This window comes from Microbacterium croceum (assembly GCF_023091245.1).
In the GTDB taxonomy this organism is placed as follows: Bacteria; Actinomycetota; Actinomycetes; order Actinomycetales; family Microbacteriaceae; genus Microbacterium; species Microbacterium croceum.
Window position 1 is genome coordinate 316,589 of sequence record NZ_JAHWXN010000001.1, and the last position, 21,642, is coordinate 338,230.

Consider the following 21,642-nt stretch of genomic DNA (forward strand, 5'->3'; position numbering starts at 1 on the left):
CTGAGCGTGAGAACGGAACCCTCGGGGAAACAGTTCGGTGATCCGCGTCACGAAAGCGCTACGCCGGAGTCCTGATGTGTACAGGTTCCCCACCACCTGACCGACCCAGGTCGGATGCTCCCGGTCTCCCCAGGCCGGGAGGGGGGACGGGCCGCGAACGCCGCCCTCCCCCGATTCCCCACCTCCGGCCCGCGCATCGCAGCGCGGGCCGGAGTTCATTCCGCGGTGAAGTTCCATGTCGTCCACGGCCCGTAATCTCCCGTCGCCGGGTTCGCGTAGCGGAGGCGTATCGAGTGCGAGCCTGGCGCCACTGAGAGGTATTCATTCCATGCGCCGCTGCGCGGTACTCGGATGGTCTGGATGGGCGTCGCGCCGACGATCTGCCGCTGGAGGACCGTGCCCGCCTCCGCCGTGAACGCGAAGCGGAACCGGGTGGCGGTCACCGTCGTGCCGGATACCGGCGTCGCCGCGGGCGGCGGTGACGACAGGGTGTAGGTGAGCGGTGCACTCGCGGGCGAGGTCCGGCCCGAGACGATCTGTCGCGCGGTGACGGATCGCGTGCCGGCGTCGGCGGACGTCAGATGCGCGGTCCAGGTACCGTCCGCTCCGGCGACTGTGTTCGCGATCGTCGCACCCCCGCTGTCGAGGATCTCGACCACCGCGCGCGGCGCCGCATCATCGCCCGAGACCTTCGGATACATCCGGGAGTCGAGCTGAGCGATCGCGGCTCCGGGCGCCGCCGGAGTCGACGGGGTCTCGCCCTGCCCTGGCGGACCCTGGTCGGGACGTCCTGCTCCGCCCGCTCCGGGAGCCGCGGAGGGCTCTGCACCCGGCAGGAACGGGAGAGACGAGACCTGCGGCGATGGGAGCGGCGACGGGGTCGCGCCCGGAGACGGGGAAGCCGGCGGGGTGGAGCCTGCCGGTCCGGGCGAGGGTGCCGGTTGCGCGGTCGACGGCTGCGCCCCGGCATCCGACGGCGACGGCGAGGTGAGCGCGGCATAGGCGCCGAACGCCCCGAGGGCGAGCAGGAGCAGCAGCAGAGCGAGGAGGACGAGCCTGCGCCGCCGCGACGACGCGTTCGTGCCCGCGGGCGCGTCCGAGACCAGGGCTTCGGCCCCCGATGCCATCGCCACCGAGAGCGGAGGCGGCCCGAGGGTGGAGACGTAGCCCGCAGCACCCGAGACCCCCGCCACTGCGGGGAGCACCGACATGGTCAGGTTCGAGAGGTTCTTCGCCTCCTCCAGCGCCTGAGGACACGTGGGGCACGAAGACAGGTGCGACTCGAGCGTGGCGCGCGCCCGTGCGGACAGCCCATCACGCGTGTGCGCTCCCATGCCCTTCAGCGCTTCGCGGCACTCCGGCGTCCTCGCCCCGGAGAGCTGTGCGGTGATCCATCCATCGCGCAGACCCCGCTTCGCACGCACGATCAGAGCCGACACGGCGTTGGGGGCCATCCCCAGGAGCACACTGATGTCGCGCGGCTTCATGCCGTCGACCTCGCTGTACCAGAGCACCTCCTGCCAACGGGTCGGCAGCCCGCGGAAGGCCTCCAGCGCCGCCCCTCCTTCGAAGCTCTCCACCGCGGAGAGCTCTCCCTCGGGAGCGGCCGGGTCGATGACGTACTCGAAATCGTCCACCGCGATGGAGGTCTCCTGCACGTACCACCGCCGCCCGACGTTGCGCACCGCCATGATGAGGTACGGACGGAACCCGGTCGTGGGGCCGCCGCCGGCCTTGATCGACCGCAGGACACGAGCGAATGCCTCCGAGACGATGTCATCGGCGTCGAGGTAGTCGAAGGTCCGCGCCACGGAGTACGCGGGACCGGCGTGACGCCGCCACAGCTCTGCGTAGGCCCCGGAGTCCTGCTCACGGACGCGCTGAACGAGGTCTTGATCAGAGAGGGAGTCGGGAGTCTCCCCTGCGCTCATCGTCGGCTTCCCTTCTCCGTGCGCCGCGGCCGCTCCACCCCCCGGAGAGCGTCATTTGATCGAGCATATTGGAATACTGTCTGCCCGACGAAGGGGTGCCGCTCGCCGCTGCGGCGAGTGGCACCCCTCGGGCAGCGGGGCTCAGCCGAGCACCCTCCGCCGCCGCTGCCACAGCAGACCCGCGCTCATCAGCGCGAGAAGCGCCCCGGAACCGACCCAGAAGCTGAAGCTTCCGACACCTCCGGTGAACGGTATCGACGGCACCTCGGAGAGCTCGTTCTCGATCGCCTCCGACAGAGCCGTCACACCCTGCACATCGACGAATCGCGGTGTCGGGTCGAGCTGGAAGCCCGCGGGAGCCCGTGTCTCCACCAGGCGGTAGCGGCCGTCCTCGAGCGGCTCCACTCGGATCAGACCCGCCTCGGGGTCCACGTCCGGTCCGGTGCACTCCGCAGGGTCACCCGCGACGCAGTCGACGACCGCGACGGATGCTCCGACGGGCTGGTCATCCGCGTCGACGGGGGTGAGCTCCCACTCGGAACCTTCGAGTCGAGTGCCGTTCTCGACGCTGACCTTCTCCCATGACAGGCTCGACGGCAGCACCTCGATACCGGCGGGGTCGCACGACTCCTCGACCGGTGCGGGCTCGCCCGGTGCCGGCGCCGGCGCATCCTCAGGGGCGACGCACGCGGTGTTGACGAGGTACCCGCCATCGGGCCGGTCGGTGAGGTCGACCTGGTACTCGATGGTCACCGCGTTCGCCTCACCCGGCAGCAGCTCGGGGAGCACCGCTCCCGCGGCGAGGCCGGCCGGAAGGGGATCGAGGGCGGCCAGATCGACACGGTCATCCGTGATCACGAGGTCGCGCAGCGTCTGGTCACCGGTGTTGGTGACCACCAGACGGTACGTGAGCGTCGATCCCGTATGGAACCGGGGGTAGTCGTCGACGTCGTTCGCGTCATGCCACTCCCCCTCCGCGTCCTGCACGTACTTCTTCAGCGCGACGGAGTTCACCGCGCCGATCTCGAAGCGACTCGAGGTGCGCATGGCCAGTTTCGTGCGATCGGATCGCGCCTCGGCCCGGTTGACGTAGACGTCCTCGAAGGTCGCGCCGCTCGTGACGACGGCGATCGTGAACTCCTGCATCGCCGACGGGGCGAGGGCGGGCCCGATCACGCGCACGGCCGTGGCGTTCGCCGCGAACGTCGTGGACCATCCGACCGTGTTCCCCGTGACGGTGCCGGCCGCGCCGTTCGACGCGTCCGCAGGATCGTCGACGAGGGTCGCAGGGTCAGCGGTCGTGTAGTACACCGTGGCTCCGGCGGCTGCCTGCACCGGTGCGCTCAGGACGTAGTCGCCGGTGAAGTCCGTGCCGCGTCCATCGCCGTTGTACGGGAGGATGTCGACGGTGTCGGTGAACGCCTGCGGGCGGGTGTCCTTCGACGAGATGCGCACGGTCCACGAGTCCTGGGCCACACCGTGGTCATGGGGGACCTTCGCCTGCGCGGCGGTCTTGGTGAGCATGGTGTAGCCGCCGTCGCGGATCTGCGTCGAGGCGCTCGAATCGACCGTGACGCCCCCGACCGACGCCGTTGCCGTGTTCGCGAACACGTCTCCGGGCTTCGCATCGGCGGGGATGCGTGCGCTGAACGTGATGACGAACTCCGTGTTCGTCGGCACGTTGCTCAAGGCCCACTCGATGTTCTGCCCGGTGATCGATGTCGGTGCGGTCGAGGCGCTGCCGGCCACGTACTCCATGCCCGCCGGCAGCAGATCTCGCACGGTCATCTGGCCGATGACCGCGTTCGACGGCGCCTCGGCACGATAGGTGAGCGTGTAGTTCACCGTCGCGCCGGGAATCGTCTCCTGCTGATCGACCACCTTCTGGATCGTCGGCGTCGCGGCGATGATGCGGAGCACATCGCGCCCACCGGCGGTGAAGGGATACCGCGAGTTCGGAGTCAGAACGCCGACTGCCGATACGTCCGCAGGGTTCATGGAACGGGTCTGGTTGGACCACGTCGTTCCACCGTCCAGCGTGTAGGAGGTCCACGTCCAGATGTCCTGGCCGACGGCCACGGTGGGCTTGATCACGGACTTCACGAACAGACGCGGGATCGCCTCGGAAATGGTCAGACCCACCGCCGGCGTGATGATCGCCTTCACGGCACGCACGGTGCTCATGTTGGCGGGACGTGTAGTCGTCCACCCCGTACCGTCGCACGTGAAGGTGTTGGGGTTGTAGTTGGCGTGCAGCGGGTTCATGTTGTTCGACGTTCCGTTGCCCGTGTAGTACTGGTACTGCACACCCGGGTAGGCAGTGACCTGCCCCGCCGATATGGTTCCCATCGCCGCGTCGGTGACGTCGATGTAGCGCGAATCGACGATCGTGCAGACCTGGGTGCTCCGCGTCGCCCCGGCCAGGGGAGGGCGCACTCCTGAGCTGGAGAGCGCCGGCTGACCGGCGAGCGTGCGGAAGGTGTCCGTCCAGACCGACCCCTTCGCCGGTGGGTCGAGGTTTCCCAGGCTCCACCCGCCCGTCCAGACTCCTCGCGTCGAGGCGACGCTGTTGGTGTTGTTCGACGCGTCGTCGACCGATGTCGTCCCGAGCTGGGACGTGTACGTGGGCACGCTCGCCTGGAACGAGGTCGACGTCGGGTCCGTGTAGGTGAACTGGATCTTGATGAGACCGGCGGCGACCACATCCCACTCAGCGGGAAGAGCCGTGCCGCCCGAGTCGAGACTCGGGCGCAGGGTCTTGGAGTAGTCGATACCCGTCAGGGTGAGACGCAAGCGGTTGGTGCTGAGAGCGGTGAGCGTGCACGTCGCAGGGAACGGCGCCGTCTCGGCCGCCGGGTGTCCCGTGCCCGAATACGGGTGCCCCGCCTGGGTGGAGCTCTGAACGACGCACCCCGGCGTCATCGCAGTGATCGTGTTGCCGGCGGTCGACGAGAAGGTGAGGTCGTAGCTGACGCTGTTCGGACCTGCCGCCGAACCAGGGGCGTGGCGCAGCGACCAGGGGAAGGAGAGTTCCTGCCGAGCGCCTGCCCCTGTGCTCGAGGGGCGGCCGGCATCGAACTTCATGTCCATCGCGAACGCGTTCAGGATGGGAATCTCCGGGAGTGCCGCCTGCACGCCGCCGACCGATCCGGAGATCGTCACGCCAGAGCCGGTGGCGCCATCGACTTTCAGCCCGGCCAGCATGAGCTCCGCGGTCCCCTGCTCGCGCGTCCCCAGGTTGCAGACGAGCGTGTGACCGTCGGCCGAGATCGACGAGATCGGATCCACGCCCTCGGTCAGACAGACGGACGGCAACGCGGTGAACTTCGCGTTCTGCGCGGTGAAGGTGACCGTGACGTTGTCCACGGGATCGTTCGTGGGCGCGGCCGAGTCATCGTTGATGTTGAACCGCCACTCGGAGACGAGCGCGTCCCCTGAAGAGACCTGTGCGGGCACCGGTTTCTGCCACTGCCCCTCGATCTCGTACACGGTCGCCGCCTGCGCAGCATCGCCGTACACGATGCCGAGGCTTCCGACGACAGCCAGAGTGGCCATGACCGCTCCGGCTCTCCGCGCCCATCCTCCGAACGCACGGCGCGAACGCCGCCGCCGCCCGAACATGCTCTTCTCCCGCATCTCTCCCCCTGTGGTGTGTGTCGTCATTGCGTCGTCTTCGCTGGACTCAGGCGCCATCGCCGTGAGTCTCCTTCGTGGTCTCATGTGTTGCCGTGTCGCGTGGCATCCGCATCCGCGCATCGGCGAAGCCCTGCCGGGCCACGTACGCCGCGACGAGAAGGGCCCCTCCGCCGCCGAGCACCGCCCACCAGGGGAAGCCCGGAATCACCGGGGCCTGTCCGGCTGCCGAGAGGTCGGCCTCCGGTGTGGGCGTGATCCGCTCCCCGGTGACGAGGATGCGGTGCGTGTTGATCCCCAACGGCGTGCAGGTGATCAGCGTCACCAGGTCTTCGCCCGGCTCGGCACGCAAGGTGTCGGTCTGGTCGGGCTCGATCACCTTGGTCTCCCTGACCCGATAGGTCAGCACCCGCCCGAAGGTCTCCACGGTGATGGTGTCGCCAACCTCGACCCGGTCGAGGTCGGTGAACATCGTCGCGTTGGCGAGACCGCGGTGCGCCGTGATCACCGAGCGCGTCCCGATCCCGCCGACGGGCAGGTGCGACCCTTCGAGGTGGCCGGCACCGCGGGCGAGGACGGCGTCGCTGGTGCCGTGGTAGACCGGCAGGTCCACATCGATACGAGGGATCTTCACCCGCGCCATCAGACCGGCCGCGTTCGCGCTGAGGATCTTGGTGTAGTCCAGCGAGTCGTCCGAGAGCGTGCCGTCACCGACCGGGATGTTCGCATTCTCGCCGAGCACGACTCCGGCGCTCAGGGCGTCGTTGTATTCCCGCGCCTGCCGCAGCTGCTCCTCTGCGCTGGGCTCGACATCGGCGATCGCCGTCTCGTAGCCGACCAGCACCCGCGACTGGTTGTAGGACGTGATCCATGCCGCCGTCATCGGGTAGAGTCCGGCGCCGAGCCCGCCGAGGGCGAGCACGGCGATGACGATGGTCAGCCCGCCGGGCCTCCACCGCCGGGCAGCCACTGCGCGGCGGTCGCCGCGCAGCGCGGTGCCGATGGCCGGCTCCGCCATCTCCGGCGCTTCCCGTGTCTGCATGCCGCTCTCTCCCCTTCTGTGCGCGAAGGTGTTCCGGGCTGAGGGCCTGAGTGCCCCTCAGCCCGGAACAGCTCGGTGTTACTCGCCGGCGACCACGCGACGGCGGTGCTTCATCAGCAGCAGTCCGACGGCCACGATGAGCGCACCCGCACCAGCGGTGATCAGGATGAGCTGACCGTTCGCACCCGTCAGAGGCAGCGGCGGCACCTCCTGCTGGGTGTTCACGATCTCGACGTTGTCGGAGGTGGTGGTCGCTCCGACCAGCACCGCCACCGAGGTGAACGGGTCAGCGGGCAGCACGTACCCGGACGGCGCGGCGATCTCCTTGAGCACGTAGCAGCGCTGCGTGGCGTCGATCGCCGGGTTGACGCTGTCGCTCACGAAGAGCCCGGCGATGGAGACGACTCCGGTGCCTGCCGAGGTGAACTCGGTCTGGCCGTTGACGGCGACGGGGTCACCGGCAGCCACGGCGGCCGAGCAGTCCTCGGCGTACGGGTCCGCGGCGTTGTACACCTCGAACGTCGCTCCGTTCAGGCGGCCCTCAGAGCCGGTGGTCCCGGCGCTGCGCTTCTGCACCTCGAGGTTTCCCCAGTAGGTCTGCACCTCGTTGGAGGGCACGGGCGGCTGACCGTCGGGGTCGAAGCCGGGGTTGTTCGGCCAGAGCTCGGCCTGGTTGGTGATCGCGCCGTCGCCGACCGCGACGACGGTTCCCGCGAACACGACCTTGATGGCGGTGCCGACGTGGGCGTTCGGGCCCTCGTTCAGCCAGGCGATGCCGGCCGCGGTGAAGTTCATCGTCACCTGCTGACCGACGACCGTGACCTCGTAGAACGACGGGTCGAGCGCCGCGCCACCCGCGGTGACCTCCACGTCAGCGGCGGCGATCGGCTCGAGACGGTCGTCCAGCGTGTCGCGGATCGCGAAGCCGGTCCACGTCTGCTGCATCGTGGGCACGGGCACCGTCACGGGGAAGCGGATCACCGCTCCGAGTCCGGTGTCCTGCTGCGGCTCGACCGTCTTCTCGACGACGCCCTCGCCGTTCTTCGGGTAGGCGTGCACGTCGTACACCCAGCCGCTCTCGTGCGGCATCGGAACGGTGAGGATGAACGGCGTCGCCCGATCGACGATGATCGCCGGAGCCGACGTCTCGCACACCTGGTAGACACCGACCGCGAGATCGATGCTCGCCGCGCCCTGGGCGTCCGTCGCGGGGAGCGTGATCGGCGCGCCGAGCGTGTAGCCCGCGGGCGCCGCGCACGCGGCACCGGCGGCGAGGTCGCTCAGATCGTTCCAGTTCTCCGGAACGCTCAGGTCGATCGGGGTGCCGCTCTCGAGCAGCGGGTACGCGGTGAAGACCACGCCCGCCACCGGGTCGGTGAAGTCACCCGCGGCCGGGGCCTGACTGATATCGCCCTCGACATCCCCGTCCTGGTGCAGATACTTGTGCACCGTGAGCGAACCCGTGCGATCGGGGTCGATGTTGCCGTAGTCCTGCGGAGCCGCGTATGCGGCCGTGCCTGCGCCCATCACTGCGCCCAGGCCGAGCGCCGTCACCCCCATGAGCGACAGCACCCGCCGTGTCTTGTTGCGTTCAGCCACCTGAACGTCTCCCTCCCTGTATGGCCGTGTGGCCCCCAATGGCACACCGGGGTTCTCGCCCACAGTGACCTCTTCGCCATACCGGACTCATGCCGACGGAGATCGTGACGCGGATTGCAGAAATACTTTTCGCGGCGCTGTCGACCCCGCTGATCGGCGCCGACTCGGACGATTCACGTCACGTTCTGGTCGCGAAGGGGTCATGCATGTGACGAGCGTCCTCCCCAGTCGCTCGTCGGGATGCGCGTGCATCCGCGGTGGGATCGGGGGCGCTATTCCCTCCCCGAAGAGGTTCCCGATCCCCCGTGTCGTTCAGCGGCGGGCGCGCACGCGGAACCAGAGCGACAGCTCGGAGAGCGCGCGCACCGTGCGGGAGCGGTCGGAGTCGACGTCGAGATCGGCGAACGAGTCCCGATACCCGTCCGGCCGCGGTTCCGTGAGTCGCGAGAGGCTCTGGTAGCCCATGGTCCAGTCCGGGAACTGGCGCGCCGAGATGCCCTCCAGCAGCAGGATCCTCATGCCGCGATGACGGCCGTCACGGGCGATCACAGCGGCGAGCGCGGTGACGACGCCCCGTGCCCCCTCCAGCACCTGGATGAAGCGGCCGTCGCGGTAGAGCAGCATCCCCGTCACGGCGCGGGCTCCGTTGGCGTCTCGCGACTGGGCGAGCAGGCCGGACAACGCGTCATCATCGAGGGGGCGCACCGCCGTGCTCGTGTAGACGAGGGAGACCAGGTCGTCTGCGGACACGGCGGTCACAGGACGACACCGTCCTTCTGGTCGCGCGCATCACCCGGCTGTGCGGGCGCGAAGTCGGACGAGCCGACGGCCGAGGTGGCGTCGTGCAGAGTGTCGAAGCGGCCGATGTTCTGCGCACGGGCGTCGAATGCCGCGTAGGAGCCGTCGGGCTGACGATCGACGTAGCCGAGGAACTCGCCGACGCGGCTTCCGACATGGAAGCCGTCTTCGACGCAGGCCCACAGCACATCAGGATGACGGTCGGAGGAGTCGTTCACGTGTGCAGCGTAGGGCGCGGATCGCGTTCCGTCTCGGGGCTTGCGCCGGTGAGGTCCGGTGCGCAAGAGGGCGGAGCGGAACCGGCGTACTGTGCTCTCATGACTGAAGTCGCACTGATCACCGGAACCTCCTCTGGCATGGGGCTGCACGCTGCCGTCGAACTCGCCCGCCACGGGCTGCATGTCGTCGCCACGATGCGCGACGTCGCCCGCGCCGACCGTCTGCACGCGGCCGCCTCCGCCGCGGGGGTGACGATCGATGTCCGCGCCCTCGACGTGGTGGACCACCCGGCAGCCGCCACCCTGGTCGCCGAGATCGAGGCCGAACTCGGCGGCATCGACGTGCTGCTGAACAACGCCGGGCGCGGGAGCGTGGCGACCGCGGAGCAGGCGAGCATGCAGCAGGTGCGCGATCAGCTCGAGGTCAACTACCTGGCGCCGGTCAACCTCGCCAAGCTCGTGCTGCCCGGCATGCGCGAGCGCGGCAGCGGGCAGATCCTCACGATCACGAGCGTGGGCGGCGCGGTCGGCCAGCCCTTCGCCGACACCTACTGCGGAGCGAAGTTCGCGGTCGAGGGATTCATGCAGTCGCTCGCCCCCGTCGCCGAGCGCTTCGGCATCCGCGTCAGCGTGATCGAGCCCGCCGCGGTCGCGAGCGACTTCGTCAGCAACGCCGAGCGCCCCGAGGCCGACGGCCCCTACGCCGCGCTGCTCGACGCGTACATCGCCCGCACCGCCGGGGCGTTCGCGAACGCGCAGACGGCGGAGTCCGCGGGAGCGGCCATCGCCGCGGCCGTGCTCTCGGACGAGTACCGGTTCCGGTGGCAGACCTCCGAAGGCGCCACCGCCTTCGTCAGCGCCTCACTCGCCGACACCGACGGCAGCCGTGTTCTCGGCTTCACACGGGGGTGGATCGCGGCGGGCTCGTGAGCATCGCGGCATACCCCGCCTCGTAGGTCGGGTACTCCAGCTCGCCCAGCACCGCACGCAGCAGCGAGCCGTCGAGCACCGTGCCGGTCGCCGCAGCCGAGGCGTCGTCCGGCGGCGCCTCGACGCCGAGGGTCTGCGCGATGAAGCCGACCACATCGCCGAGAGGAGCCGGTGCGGCGTCGACCGCGTGCAGCACGCGCGGCGGCTCCGGCATCCGCAGCAGCAGGTCGAGTGTGCGCACGAGGTCGGCGTCGTGGATGCGGTTCGTGCGACGGCGGTGGTTCACGGTCGCGTGCTCCCGCACCTGCCGGATCAGGAACTCGCGCCCCGGGCCGTAGATACCCGCCGGGCGCACGATGACGGCGTCGAAGAGCTCGACGGCCGCGCGCTCGCCGTCACGCAGCTCGCGCGCACGCTCGCTCGAGGGCGCGGGGTCGTCCTGTTCCGTGATCGGCCGTTCGGCTCCCCACCCCTCGAACACCCCGGTCGACGAGACGAAGACCGTGCGGGCGGGAACCGCAGGCAGCGCAGCGGCCAGGTGCGTCAACGCGGTGCGGTAGCCGGAGGGGCCGCGCGGCGGCAGCGTCACCACCATCGCCTCCACCGGCGGCAGCGGTTCGGGCAGCGGCGCCGAGAGATCGGCCCGGACTCCGGTGACGCCGGCGGGCAGCGCACCGTCGCTCCGCCGCAGCGCGAGGACCTCCCCGCCGCCGGCGTGCAGCCGCGGCGCCAGGAGCGCGCCGAGCTTGCCGTAGCCGACGAGGAGCGTGCGGGCGGGGGCGAGAGAGTGGGACGAAGTCATCCGTCCCAATCTCTCACGTCCGCCCGTGGGATGCGGCCTCGCCGCTCGCGCGACGGCGAGGCCCTCCCCTCACGCGCCCCGGGTCGAGCTCGCGATGAACTGCCTCGTTCGCTCGTGCTGCGGGTTCTCGAAGAAGTCCTTCGCGGACGCGTCCTCCACGATCTCGCCGCCGTGCATGAGTACGACGCGGTCTGCGACGTCGCGCGCGAAGTTCATCTCGTGCGTCACCACGATCATCGTCATCCCCTGGCGCGCGAGCTCGGTCATGACCTTCAGCACCTCGCCGACGAGTTCCGGATCCAGAGCGCTGGTCGGCTCGTCGAACAGCATGAGTTGCGGTTTCATCGCCAACGCTCTGGCGATCGCGACACGTTGCTGCTGTCCCCCCGACAGTTGCGCGGGATGATGGTCCAACTTGTCGCCGAGGCCGACGCTCACCAGCAATTCACGGGCTTCCTGCTTCGCCACCGCACTCGGCAGGTGCCGCACTGCGCGCGGCGCTTCCATCACGTTCTGCAGCGCCGTCATGTGCGGGAACAGGTTGAAGCGCTGGAAGACCATGCCGATGTGCGCGCGCTGGGTCGCCATCCCGCGTTCGGTGAGCTCCCGGACGCCGTCACGATAGGCCCCGAAGCCGACGAGCATGTCGTCGACCCAGATCTGTCCGGCATCGATCTTCTCCAGACGATTGATCGCTCGCAGCAGAGTGCTCTTGCCGGCGCCCGACGAGCCGAGGAGGCAGACGACTTCCCCCGCATGCACGTCCATCGTGATGTCACGGAGCACCGTGTTGTCCCCGAAGGACTTCTTGACCTGCCTGATGCGCACGAGCGCCGTGTTGTCATTCATCGATACCTCGTCGGGAGAAGGGCGGACGCACGAGGGCGTTGCGGATGGCCACTCGCAGAGTGCGCGGGCGTCCACGTCGGTTGCTGCCATCGAAGGCCCGCTCCAGATAGAACTGTCCGATGCTCGCGATCGTGACGATGATCATGTACCAGACCGCCGCGGCGAACAGGGTCTCCATCACTTCGAGGTTGCGGCTGGAGATGTTGGCAGCGGCCTTCACGAGCTCGAAGTACGTCACCACGGATGCCAGCGATGTCGTCTTCAGCATGTTGATGAAGTTGTTGCCGGTGGGCGGGATGATGATGCGCATCGCCTGCGGCAGGATGATCCGCGCCAGGGTGTGCATGGGGCTCATGCCGAGGGCGTGCGCCGCCTCGGTCTGCCCCGCGTCGACGCCCTTGAGCCCCCCACGGATGATCTCTGCCATGTACGCGCTCTCGTTGAGGGCGAGGCCGAGAAGCGCCGCGGTGAATGCGGTCATGATCGCGTTGGTCGGCTGGTCGATCAACGTCCAGTCGGTGAAGGGGACCCCGATCACGATGCGATCGATCACCAGGGCGAGGTTGTACCAGACGAGGATCTGCACCAGTACGGGGACTCCGCGGAAGATCCAGATGTATCCGGTCGCCACCGAGGTGGCCACCGGATTGCGGGAGATGCGCATGATCGCGATGATGACGCCGATGACGACGGCCACAAGCTGCGCGGCGACCGCGAGGACCACGGTGTTCCATGCAGCCTGGGCCATGGTGTCGAGGACCACGTACTGGAGCACGTGCGGCCACCGGATGCGCGCGCCGGCGAGGACGACGATGATTCCGGCGACCGCGCCGAGCACGACGAGAGCGCTGACCCATCGCCAGAAGTGGAGGCGTCGGTAGATTCTGGGTGCCGCCAGCGGAGTGCTGATCCGGGCGGTCGGGGGTGATGTCTTCACGGCTTCCTTTCGGGGAGGAGGAGCAGAAGCGGGGGACGGCCGGGACCGTCCCCCGCTCTCACTACTGCCCCGCGTTGATCTCGACCGTCTCGATGGCGCCGGCCTGGAGCCCCCAGGCCGCGAGGATCTCGCCGTAGGTGCCGTCATCGATGAGCGACTGCAGCGATGCGGCGAGCGCTGCGCGCAGCTCCGGCGTCTCCTTGTTGACCCCGATGCCGTACAGCGCACCTTCGAGCGGAGGCAGGTCGACGACCTCGAAGTCCTCCCCCGCGTTGGCGGTCTGCGCGACGTAGACCAGGTTGGCCAGGTCGTTGAGCTCGGCAGTCACTCGACCCGTCTTCACCGAGTTCAGACGCTGCTGGTCGCTGTTCACCGTGACGACGTCGATCGGCTCGGCCCCATCGGCGACGCACTCGTCACTCAGCGCGAGCGCCCAGGCCTCCTGTGAGCTGCCGACTCCCGCGGTCACTCCGTGCCCGCACAGATCGGCCGGCTCGGCGATGTCGTCGGGATTGCCCTTCGCGACGAGGATGCCGATGCCGGTCTTGAAGTAGTCGACGAAGTCGACCATCTCCTGTCGGTCAGGTCGATCGTTCATCCCCGCCATCGTGAAGTCGACCCGCTGCGACTGCAGGCTCGTGATGAGGTTCTCGAAAGGAGAGTCGTTGTATGCGACCTCGACTCCGAGCCGCTTCGCCATCGCGGTGGCGAGGTCGACCTCGTATCCGATGGGCGTGGTGCCGTCGGCCGCGTAGAAGTTGGCCGGAGGGAACTGCAGGTTCGAGCCGACCTGCAGCACACCGGCATCCGCGTACTGCGCAGGGAGCAACGCCTCGATCTCGACATCTGCCTCGACCGCCGCGACGATTGCCGCCGCCGGCTGATCCTCGGCGGCGGGCGCCGACGATTCCTCCGTATCGGTGGGGAGGGTCGACGTGCAGGCGGAGAGCGCGACGATGCCGACGAGCGAGAGGGCGAGGAGGGAAAGACGTGACTTCATTGTGTGTCCTTTCGGGTAGGGGTGGAACGTTCAGAAGGTGAGTGCGCGCACGGCGGCGAGAAGACGGTCGACGTCCTCGGACGAGGTGTACGGAGCGATGCCGGCGCGCACGGCGCCTTCGCCGAGATCGGCCCAGTCCTCGGCCTCGATCGCGTAGAAGGTGCCGCCCATCACTGCGACGTCTTCACGTCCGAGTGCGGCGCAGACATCCGCCGTGGTGCGACCTGCGACACGGAAGAGCACGGTAGGCACATGCGAGCGGGGAGAGCCGACGCGCTCGACCCCGTCGATCGCGGCGAGTCCGGTGACCAGGCGTTCGAAGAGGGCATCCTCGTGCGCGACGACCGCCGCGTAGGAGCGCGCCAGCCGCTCGCGACGTGTGCCGTCGCCGGGGATGATGTCGGCCAGGAACTCCACGGTCTCGGTCACACCCGCGAGGAACTCATAGGGCAGGGTGCCCAACTCGAATCGCTCGGGGATCTGCATGGTCGATGGGCGCAACTTATCGGGCACGAGCGCCTCCAGCTTCTCGATGCTGGAGGCGAGCACGCCGATGTGCGGACCACAGAACTTGTACGGCGAGCACACGATGTAGTCGGCCCCGAGGGCGGCGGCGTCGACGAGCGCGTGCGCGGTGTACGCCACGGCGTCGACGTAGATCTCGGCGCCGACGGCGTGCACGGCCTCCGCGATCGCCGCGATGTCGGGGGCGGTGCCGTAGAGGTTCGACGCCGCGGTCACCGCGACGAAGCGCGTGCGATCGCTCAGCACACGCTGCACGTCATCCACCAGGAGGTCCCCGGTCGCGCGGTCGAAGTCGATCCACTTCAGGGTCGCGCCCGAGAGCTCGGCGGCGAGAACCCAGGGCCGCACGTTCGCGTCGTGATCGAGACGGCTGGCCACGATCTCATCGCCGGGACCGAGGCGACGGGCGACGGCCCTGGCGACGTCGAAGGTGATCTGCGTCGCGCTGCGGCCGAAGAAGACCGCCCGCGGGTCGACGTTCAGCAGGTCGCCCATCGCGGCGCGGGCGCCGCGGACGATGCGGTCGGCGTTCTGCTCGCTGTAGTTGTTGCGTCCACGCTGCGAGACGGGGCTCAACATCGCGTCGCGGATGGCCTCAGCGACGCGGGTCGGCGTCTGGGTGCCACCTGGTGAGTCGAACAGGGCACTCCCTGTTCGCAGCGCGGGGAACTGCCGGCGGATACGGGAGAGGGGGTAGGTCGAGGGCATGATCGAACTCCAGGCAGAGACCGAGGCGGCGCGTCTACGCTCCGCGCGCTCCGGTCACTCCAGGAGCACGCGTATCACCTCAGTGATGACGGATGGGAGAGACGTCGGTGCACCGATTCATCGGCAGGATCGACAGAATCGCAGTCGCGATCGATCCGTTTTCTATAGCACCGTCGTACGGCGGGCGCATGATCCTCCGATGCGCCCATTGCGCCGCTGGCGGTTCTCGCCGTGCGCTCCGTACATGTGTTTCTCCATTGAATCATCGAGAGCGTTCACACTCTCTCCGGCACATGTTAGCACCGGAACGCTCATTCTGAAATCGGTTTCCCCGTCCCTGCCGCTCCCCCGCGCCGAAGCACGCAGAAACCCCGGACTCCCGGCGAGATCAACCGGGGTCCGGGGAGTCACAGCGAGCCCGCAGCGCGCCTCGACGGGTCAGAACGAGGTGATGACCACGCGCGTGATGTTCGGGTCTCGCAGCGAGTCGTAGCCCTCGTTCACCTCGTCGAGGGCGATCTCCTTCGACAGCAGCGAGTCGAGCTCGAAGCGACCCTCGAGGTAGAGCTTCGCGTACATCGGGATGTCGCGCTTGGCCGTGGTCGAGCCCATGTAGACGCCCTGGATGCGCTTCTGCGATCCGATCAGGCCGACCTGGTGCACGTCGATGTGCGATGTCGGGTCGATCACCCCGATCAGGTACAGCCCGCCACCGGGTGCCGCCATCTCGAGGCCCTGCTCGGCGACGGCCTTGGTGCCGACGAAATCGAACACGGCATCCGCACCGCGTCCGGTGATCTCGAGCACCGCGGCGACCGGGTCGACCTCCTTCGAGTTGACGACGTGGGTGGCGCCGAACTCCCGGGCCTTGTCGAGCTTGTCGTCGGCGATGTCGACCGCGATGATCGTGGTGGCCCCCGCGACGAGGGCGCCGTTGATGGCGTTGAGTCCCACACCGCCCGCACCGATCACGACGATCGCGTCGCCGGCCTGCACGTCGGCGGTGTTGAGCACCGAGCCCGCACCGGTGACGACACCGCAGCCGAGCAGCGCGGCCTGTGCGAACGGCACCTCGTCGGGCACCTTCACCAGCTGGTTCTCGTGCACCAGGGCCTGCTGCGCGAAGCCGCCCAGCCCGAAGGCCTGACCGACAGGGGCGCCTTTCTCGCTGAGGCGAGGAGCATCGCCCTCGGCACGCAGCGTCGTCTCCGGGTGCAGGCACTGGAACACCTTGCCCGACAGGCACTTCTCACAGGCGCCGCAGTACTGCACCAGGCAACCGACGACATGGTCGCCCACGGCGATCTCCGTCACGGCGGGTCCCACCTGCGTCACGACGCCGGCGAGCTCATGCCCGAAGACGCCGGGAAGGGCGTTGCCCAGGTCGTACTTCGACATCGTGAGGTCGGTGTGGCACAGGCCGGAGGCCTTGACATCGACGAGCACCTCGCGGCCGATCGGCGCGGCGATGTCGATGTCTGCGCTGACGAATCCTGCACCGATCTCGCGGACGAGCGTTGCCTTCATTGCTTCTCTCCTTCAGGACGTCGGCCATCGGCATCTCCGGTGACCGCGGGGATGCCGGTGTGCATCCAGCGGGGCATGAGCTGCGTCAGGTGGCGCGCGAGCTCATCCTCCGTCGCTTCGATCTCTCCCAGCACCCACGAGGCGATGACCCCGGTGGCAGCGTGGGCGATGTAGGTCGCGGCGATGTCGGTATCGATCCCCACGGGCGGCTGCGCGAAGCCGCGCAGGTGTGTGAGGATCTCGACCTTCATCAGCTCGGCGACGCGGGACTCGGCGCCGCGCGGCACCGCAACCGCGAAAGCCGCGGCGTAGAGAGAGCGGTAGGTGGCGTAGTGCGCGATCAGCGCACGCTGGGACCGTTCCATGAGAGTCGCATCGAGGGCGGCGCCATCCCTCGGCCTGGACTCCTCCGCGATGTCGTGGAACGCCTGCTCCTGCAGGTGCAGGGCGAGGTCGTCGATGCCGGAGAAATGCGTGTAGAAGGTGGCGCGGCTGACCCCTGCGCGCTCGGTGACACTGCGGACCGTGATCTCCGCGCCCTCCGCGGCGAGATCGCGGACCGCATCGAACAGGCGGCTGCGCGTGGCCGTCACACGGCGGTCGGACGAGGACCGGATCCCGTCGCGCACGGTCGCGAGGTCGGGGGTCGCGTCAGCGCGGGTCATGGTTCGATCCTACGCCCGTTTCTAGACAGGTGTCCAGAAATAGGCAGGCGCGCAGTGCCTCCCGGCTCTCAGCGGAGCTCGAGCCGCGCGAGGGCGCCGATCACGAGCTGCTCCCCGTCGCCTGAGCGCAGGCAGGTCAGCAGCATGCGGGAGCATCCACGGCAGAGCAGGATCACACCCGCGTCGTCCACCTCGGCGATCGCATCGGCGAGCTCCGCCACCCGGTCGCACTGCCCGCACTGCGCCCGGGCGGTCGTCATGTCACGACCGAACAGCTCCCACAGACGACCGCCCGCGGCGTTGCCGTCGACACGGGCGCGTCGACCAGGATGGATGCCGCTCATCAGGTTCCTCCGAAGCGCTCGGTGCGGATCCGCTCCGGCGGATGTCCCGCCGCCACGAGCAGATCCGCCACGGTCTCGACGAACCCCGTCGGGCCGCAGACGAACACCGTCGGCCGCTCGGCAGGGGCGATGGTCGACGCCGCGATGGTTGCGGCGTCGACCCTGCCCGCCGCACGCGAGAAGCCTTCGGGCGCCGTGCGCGTGTAGGCCCAGTCCAGCGTGAAGGCGTCGCCGGCCAGAGCGTCGAGCTCATCGGCGTAGAACGCATCCGCGGGGGCGCGCACCGAGTAGAGCAATCGCATCGGCACCGCGCTCGCAGAGCGCGCGTGGACTCTGGCCATGGCGATGAGGGGGACGATGCCGGAGCCGCCCGCGATCAGCTGCACCGGCCCCTCGCGCTCCGGAGTCCACACGAAGTAGCCCCCGATCGGTCCGCGCACCTCCAGCTGGTCGCCGGGGCGCACGTCTTCGACGAGGTAGGGCGACACCTCCCCGTCTGGCACCTCATCCACGGCGAGCTCGAGCGTGGTCGCGGTCCCCGCAGACGCCAGCGAATAGGAGCGAACAGCCTGATAGCCGTCCTCGGCGGTCAGGCGCACGTCGACATGCTGGCCGGCGAGGTTCCCCGGCCACTCCGAGACACGCAGGTGGAGTATCCGGCCGTGCGAGCCGGCCGGTCGCACCTCCACCACGGTGGCGGTCCGCCACGACGACCCGTCGGTCACCAGTACCGCTGCTCTTTCCACGGATCGCCGTACATGTTGTAGCCGTTCTGCTCCCAGAAGCCCGGCTCGTCGGTGGCCAGCAGGGTCAGCCCGCGCACCCACTTCGCGGACTTCCAGAAGTACAGGTGCGGGACCAGGAGCCGGGCAGGGCCACCATGCTCGGCGGCGAGAGGCTGCCCATCGAACTCGAACGCGATCCAGGCCTTCCCTCCCGTGAGGTCGGCCCTGGGCACGTTGGTCGTGTAGCCGCCGTACGAGTGCACCTGGGTGAAGGCGCCGTCCGCACCGACGCGTTCCAGCAGGTGGTCCACCGCGACGCCGCGCCACTGCGTGCCCAGCTTGGACCAGCGGGTGACGCAGTGGATGTCGGTGGTGATGGCGTCGACGGGGAGCGCCCGCAGTTCGTCCCACGACCAGGTGTACCGCTGGCCGTCGAGCCCGACGACCGCGAACTCCCAGTCGTCCGTCGACACGTGCGGCGTCGGCCCCGCCGACAGCACGGGGAAGTCCTCGGTGAGGTACTGGCCGGGAGGAAGCCGGTCGTTCGACTCTCTTCTGCGTGCGCCGAAACCGCGGGAGATCACACTCATGGGCGTCTTCTTTCGCTCGTCGAGCCCATTCCACCACATCGCCTTCGCGGGCGCTGCAGGAAGATCGTGCGCGGCGGGGTGACGACGACAGGCGCCCGGCGTCGACCGCTCAGGTGATGGTCGTCGCCACGATGACCGGGGTCATGACCGCCATCATGGTCGCGGCGATCGCCGAAGTCACGGCCAGCGACACGGCGTCGCCCGCGGGTGATCCGGTCGTGAGCGCTTCGATCCGCCTGCGCAGCTGACCGGCCGAGAGCTCTCCGACGTCGTGGCGGAGAAGCGGGTGGGCGGCATTGAGTCCCTGCAGGATGGCGAGCAGCGTGAGGTCGGCAGCAGTGGGCGCGGCCGTGCCGGCGATCACCGCGGCGAGCCGAGAGCGCAGCAGCGCCTCGGGGCCGGGATCGGACTCCGGAGTGCGCTGCGCACCCCAGCCGAAGAAGCCCCGTTCGCCGCGAGCGAGAACGCCCTGCGCGACCAGTGAGGCGACGACCTCGTCGAGCGGGTCGAGCTTCGAGGAGTGGACCAGCGATTGCAGGCGCTTGCCGCTCAGCGGGACCAATCGGGCGAGCACGGCGTCGAGCACGGGATGCCCGGTCGGGTCGGCCGAGACGACCTGCACCACGGACTTCTTCCCCTCGGTCACGATCACCCGACCGTGCAGCGTGAGGTCGACGAGCACAGCGGCGACCTCGCCGAACAGACGGTACGACGCCGCGGAGGTCTCCAGGCGACCGTCCGGGCGCAGCAGCAGCAGGTGGAGCTCTTCGACGATCAGCATGTCGCCACGGTACGACGCCGGGAACGCCAGGCGCATCCCCCGCAGGACGGACGCCGGATCCGCCCCGCAGACGCGAGAACGCCGCGCACCCCGGGTGGGATACGCGGCGTTCCGGAGAGAAGGAGTTACTCGCCGGCGGCGATCTTCTTCGCGTCCTCGGTGTTGAGCACGCGGAACAGGATCGCGGCGATCACGGCGCCGACGATCGGGGCGGCGAAGTAGAGCCACAGCGAGCTCCAGGCGAAGTGACCGCTGACGGAGAGGCCGAGCGCGACGGCCGGGTTGAAGCCACCGCCCGAGATCGAGCCGACCGTGGTCGCACCGACGAACACGACGCCACCGATCGCGAGACCGTAGAAGGAGTTGCCCGCGGTGTCCTTCGAGGTGGCGACGTTGAGCACGACGTACACGAGGATCAGGGTGAACAACGCCTCGACGAGGAAGGCAGGGCCGACCTCGATGACCATGGCCTTCTCACCGGCCGGCCACACGGTCAGGCTCACGAGAGCCGCGAGCACGCCACCGACGAGCTGGGCGATGAGATAGGCGATGAAGTCGGCGACGCTGAGGCCGCCGCGCAGGAAGACACCCACCGAGACGGCGGGGTTCAGGTGTGCACCCGAGATGTGGCCCGTCGCGTAGACGAGGACGGCGAGCGTGAAACCGATGGCCAGCGGGGTCAGCGGGTTGCCGCTGTTGACCGCGGCGATGATCGCGAGGACGAACAGGAAGGTCGCGAGCGCTTCGGCGAGCGCCTTGCGTGCGGTACCGGTCATGAGTGGGCTCATTTCTTGTGAGGTTGTGGAGCGATCCGCGTGATCGCCCGCGCACTCGGCCGGCTCTGCCGCCTCTCGCGCGACCACAATCTATCGACTCGGGGCCTCCTCCACGCGGGGGGCGCGCGGGGTTTCTGTGAGAATGCTGAACGTCGCGGATCGGAGAGAACCGCCCGAGGATCGAGGCGGAGATCACCGCTGCCACCGTGCGGAGCTAGAGCCAGCCCTTCCGCTTGAACGCGGCGTACAGCCCGAGACCCATCGCGAGCATCATCGCGATCGCCATCGGGTACCCCAGCACCCAGTGCAGCTCCGGCATGTGGTCGAAGTTCATGCCGTAGATCGTTCCGACCAGGGTGGGCGCGAACAGGATCGCCGCCCAGCCGGAGATCTTCTTGACCTCGTCGTTCTGGCGGATGCTCAGCTCGGTCATCCGCCGCATCTCCTCGTTCTGGCGGCGGGCGACGATCGTCGACTCCACCGTCAGGGCGTTGTCGAGCACCGTGCGGAAAGTGTTCGCCCGGTCGGCGACGCGCAGCGTGTGGTCGAGCACGTCACGCAGGTAGCGCTGCAACTCCTCGTCGACCAGGTACTTCTCGGAGCCGCGCAACAACGCCTCCAGCATCCCCGACAGCGGCTGCGTCGCGCGCTGGAAGTCGATGACCTCGCGACCGAGCTCGTAGATGCGCTGCGTCGCGTCCACGTCATCCTCGAACAGCTGACTCTCGATCTCGTCGATGTCGTTCTCGAGCCCCGCCAGCACGGGAGAGTACTCGTCGACCACCTCGTCGAGAATCGCGTACAGCACGGCCTCCGGCCCGCGCGCGAGCAGTGTCGGGTCGTCCTCGAGGCGGCGACGCACGCGTCCGAGATCCGGCGACTCGGCGTGACGGATCGTCACGACGAAGTCGGGTCCGACCACGACGTGCACTTCGCCGAACTCGACCTCCTCGGCCTCATCGAGATACCGCGCCGGTCGCAGCACCATGAAGAGCACATCGCCATAACGCTCGAGCTTGGAGCGCTGATGCCCGGCGAGCGCATCCTCCACGACGAGCGCGTGGATGCCGAACTCGTCCGCGACCTCACGGATCTCCTCTTCGCTGGGGCGGTACAGTCCGATCCAGCTCATGCCCTGCCGCTCGCGCATCCGCTCGAACGTCTCACTGAGACTCTGCGGGTTCTCCGTGCGGATGCCGTCGACGTAGATCGCGTTGTCGATGATCGTCATCGACGCTCCCTTCGGATGTCGCCGCAGGTCA

The 21,642-nt window shown here is 68.8% G+C and carries 20 protein-coding genes; 1 reads left to right on the forward strand and 19 read right to left on the reverse strand.

Annotated features, from left to right (window positions below):
• Positions 1 to 215 precede the first annotated feature (215 nt).
• The 6 genes from KZC51_RS01440 to KZC51_RS01465 form a co-directional block, all read right to left on the reverse strand.
• A complete protein-coding gene (locus KZC51_RS01440; protein ID WP_247628244.1) occupies positions 216 to 1,931 on the reverse strand; it encodes a sigma-70 family RNA polymerase sigma factor in 1,716 nt (571 codons plus the stop codon).
• A gap of 141 nt (positions 1,932 to 2,072) precedes the next feature.
• Positions 2,073 to 5,486, reverse strand: a complete 3,414-nt coding sequence (locus KZC51_RS01445; RefSeq protein ID WP_247628245.1) for a CLIPPER-2 domain-containing protein — start codon at positions 5,484 to 5,486, stop codon at positions 2,073 to 2,075.
• A 127-nt stretch (positions 5,487 to 5,613) separates the two neighbouring features.
• Positions 5,614 to 6,606, reverse strand: a complete 993-nt coding sequence (locus tag KZC51_RS01450) for a class C sortase (RefSeq protein ID WP_247628246.1) — start codon at positions 6,604 to 6,606, stop codon at positions 5,614 to 5,616.
• Positions 6,607 to 6,684: 78 nt separating this feature from the next.
• Positions 6,685 to 8,205, reverse strand: a complete 1,521-nt coding sequence (locus KZC51_RS01455) for a SpaH/EbpB family LPXTG-anchored major pilin (RefSeq protein WP_247628247.1) — start codon at positions 8,203 to 8,205, stop codon at positions 6,685 to 6,687.
• A gap of 312 nt (positions 8,206 to 8,517) precedes the next feature.
• On the reverse strand, positions 8,518 to 8,964 hold the full coding sequence (locus tag KZC51_RS01460) for a BLUF domain-containing protein (RefSeq protein ID WP_247628248.1): 447 nt from the start codon (positions 8,962 to 8,964) through the stop codon (positions 8,518 to 8,520).
• Positions 8,961 to 9,221: a hypothetical protein gene (locus KZC51_RS01465; RefSeq protein ID WP_247628249.1), complete on the reverse strand. Its 261-nt coding sequence runs from the start codon at positions 9,219 to 9,221 to the stop codon at positions 8,961 to 8,963. The genes KZC51_RS01460 and KZC51_RS01465 overlap by 4 nt, the downstream gene beginning before the upstream one ends.
• A 99-nt stretch (positions 9,222 to 9,320) precedes the next feature.
• Here KZC51_RS01465 and KZC51_RS01470 point away from each other — a divergent pair, with 99 nt between their 5' ends.
• The gene (locus KZC51_RS01470) at positions 9,321 to 10,151 is read left to right on the forward strand and encodes an SDR family NAD(P)-dependent oxidoreductase (protein ID WP_247628250.1); all 831 of its coding nucleotides are present in this window, start codon (positions 9,321 to 9,323) and stop codon (positions 10,149 to 10,151) included.
• Here KZC51_RS01470 and KZC51_RS01475 read toward each other — a convergent pair.
• The 13 genes from KZC51_RS01475 to corA all read right to left on the reverse strand — a co-directional run bounded on the left by KZC51_RS01475 (position 10,120) and on the right by corA (position 21,611).
• Positions 10,120 to 10,953 (reverse strand): sugar nucleotide-binding protein, encoded by an 834-nt coding sequence (locus KZC51_RS01475; protein ID WP_247628251.1) that lies wholly within the window; start codon positions 10,951 to 10,953, stop codon positions 10,120 to 10,122. The genes KZC51_RS01470 and KZC51_RS01475 overlap by 32 nt on opposite strands.
• A 69-nt stretch (positions 10,954 to 11,022) precedes the next feature.
• Positions 11,023 to 11,802: an amino acid ABC transporter ATP-binding protein gene (locus KZC51_RS01480; RefSeq protein WP_247628252.1), complete on the reverse strand. Its 780-nt coding sequence runs from the start codon at positions 11,800 to 11,802 to the stop codon at positions 11,023 to 11,025.
• The gene (locus tag KZC51_RS01485; protein WP_247628253.1) at positions 11,795 to 12,739 is read right to left on the reverse strand and encodes an amino acid ABC transporter permease; all 945 of its coding nucleotides are present in this window, start codon (positions 12,737 to 12,739) and stop codon (positions 11,795 to 11,797) included. Before KZC51_RS01485 ends, KZC51_RS01480 begins: the two co-directional genes overlap by 8 nt.
• Positions 12,740 to 12,800: 61 nt before the next feature.
• Positions 12,801 to 13,739 carry an ABC transporter substrate-binding protein gene (locus KZC51_RS01490; protein WP_247628254.1) on the reverse strand — a complete coding sequence of 313 codons (939 nt, stop codon included), beginning with the start codon at positions 13,737 to 13,739 and terminating at the stop codon, positions 12,801 to 12,803.
• Positions 13,740 to 13,769: 30 nt separating this feature from the next.
• Entirely contained in the window at positions 13,770 to 14,972 is a 1,203-nt protein-coding gene (locus KZC51_RS01495) for a cysteine desulfurase-like protein (protein WP_247628255.1), read from the reverse strand.
• A gap of 438 nt (positions 14,973 to 15,410) precedes the next feature.
• Entirely contained in the window at positions 15,411 to 16,499 is a 1,089-nt protein-coding gene (locus KZC51_RS01500; RefSeq protein WP_247628256.1) for a zinc-binding dehydrogenase, read from the reverse strand.
• Positions 16,496 to 17,164 (reverse strand): TetR/AcrR family transcriptional regulator, encoded by a 669-nt coding sequence (locus KZC51_RS01505; RefSeq protein ID WP_247628257.1) that lies wholly within the window; start codon positions 17,162 to 17,164, stop codon positions 16,496 to 16,498. The genes KZC51_RS01500 and KZC51_RS01505 overlap by 4 nt, the downstream gene beginning before the upstream one ends.
• Before the next feature lie 68 nt (positions 17,165 to 17,232).
• Positions 17,233 to 17,508: a DUF6510 family protein gene (locus tag KZC51_RS01510; RefSeq protein ID WP_247628258.1), complete on the reverse strand. Its 276-nt coding sequence runs from the start codon at positions 17,506 to 17,508 to the stop codon at positions 17,233 to 17,235.
• Complete coding sequence (locus KZC51_RS01515; RefSeq protein ID WP_247628259.1) at positions 17,508 to 18,254, reverse strand: ferredoxin reductase; 747 nt, start codon at positions 18,252 to 18,254, stop codon at positions 17,508 to 17,510. The genes KZC51_RS01510 and KZC51_RS01515 overlap by 1 nt, the downstream gene beginning before the upstream one ends.
• Positions 18,230 to 18,823, reverse strand: a complete 594-nt coding sequence (locus tag KZC51_RS01520) for a sulfite oxidase-like oxidoreductase (protein ID WP_247628260.1) — start codon at positions 18,821 to 18,823, stop codon at positions 18,230 to 18,232. The genes KZC51_RS01515 and KZC51_RS01520 overlap by 25 nt, the downstream gene beginning before the upstream one ends.
• A 109-nt stretch (positions 18,824 to 18,932) precedes the next feature.
• Positions 18,933 to 19,604: a GOLPH3/VPS74 family protein gene (locus KZC51_RS01525; protein ID WP_247628261.1), complete on the reverse strand. Its 672-nt coding sequence runs from the start codon at positions 19,602 to 19,604 to the stop codon at positions 18,933 to 18,935.
• 125 nt (positions 19,605 to 19,729) lie between these two features.
• Positions 19,730 to 20,380, reverse strand: coding sequence for an MIP/aquaporin family protein (locus tag KZC51_RS01530; RefSeq protein ID WP_247628262.1), 651 nt, complete (start codon positions 20,378 to 20,380; stop codon positions 19,730 to 19,732).
• Positions 20,381 to 20,594: 214 nt separating this feature from the next.
• The gene (gene corA / locus KZC51_RS01535; protein WP_247628263.1) at positions 20,595 to 21,611 is read right to left on the reverse strand and encodes a magnesium/cobalt transporter CorA; all 1,017 of its coding nucleotides are present in this window, start codon (positions 21,609 to 21,611) and stop codon (positions 20,595 to 20,597) included.
• Positions 21,612 to 21,642: the final 31 nt, after the last annotated feature.

Bases quoted from the DNA above. Each gene is read 5' to 3' on its own strand.
- KZC51_RS01475 (WP_247628251.1), bottom strand. From the start codon at position 10,953: ATGACTTCGTCCCACTCTCTCGCCCCCGCCCGCACGCTCCTCGTCGGC.
- KZC51_RS01480 (WP_247628252.1), bottom strand. From the start codon at position 11,802: ATGAATGACAACACGGCGCTCGTGCGCATCAGGCAGGTCAAGAAGTCC.
- KZC51_RS01490 (WP_247628254.1), bottom strand. From the start codon at position 13,739: ATGAAGTCACGTCTTTCCCTCCTCGCCCTCTCGCTCGTCGGCATCGTC.
- KZC51_RS01505 (WP_247628257.1), bottom strand. From the start codon at position 17,164: ATGACCCGCGCTGACGCGACCCCCGACCTCGCGACCGTGCGCGACGGG.
- KZC51_RS01520 (WP_247628260.1), bottom strand. From the start codon at position 18,823: ATGAGTGTGATCTCCCGCGGTTTCGGCGCACGCAGAAGAGAGTCGAAC.
- KZC51_RS01500 (WP_247628256.1), bottom strand. From the start codon at position 16,499: ATGAAGGCAACGCTCGTCCGCGAGATCGGTGCAGGATTCGTCAGCGCA.
- KZC51_RS01495 (WP_247628255.1), bottom strand. From the start codon at position 14,972: ATGCCCTCGACCTACCCCCTCTCCCGTATCCGCCGGCAGTTCCCCGCG.
- KZC51_RS01450 (WP_247628246.1), bottom strand. From the start codon at position 6,606: ATGCAGACACGGGAAGCGCCGGAGATGGCGGAGCCGGCCATCGGCACC.
- KZC51_RS01470 (WP_247628250.1), top strand. From the start codon at position 9,321: ATGACTGAAGTCGCACTGATCACCGGAACCTCCTCTGGCATGGGGCTG.
- KZC51_RS01510 (WP_247628258.1), bottom strand. From the start codon at position 17,508: ATGAGCGGCATCCATCCTGGTCGACGCGCCCGTGTCGACGGCAACGCC.
- KZC51_RS01445 (WP_247628245.1), bottom strand. From the start codon at position 5,486: ATGGCCACTCTGGCTGTCGTCGGAAGCCTCGGCATCGTGTACGGCGAT.
- corA (WP_247628263.1), bottom strand. From the start codon at position 21,611: ATGACGATCATCGACAACGCGATCTACGTCGACGGCATCCGCACGGAG.
- KZC51_RS01440 (WP_247628244.1), bottom strand. From the start codon at position 1,931: ATGAGCGCAGGGGAGACTCCCGACTCCCTCTCTGATCAAGACCTCGTT.
- KZC51_RS01525 (WP_247628261.1), bottom strand. From the start codon at position 19,604: ATGCTGATCGTCGAAGAGCTCCACCTGCTGCTGCTGCGCCCGGACGGT.
- KZC51_RS01530 (WP_247628262.1), bottom strand. From the start codon at position 20,380: ATGACCGGTACCGCACGCAAGGCGCTCGCCGAAGCGCTCGCGACCTTC.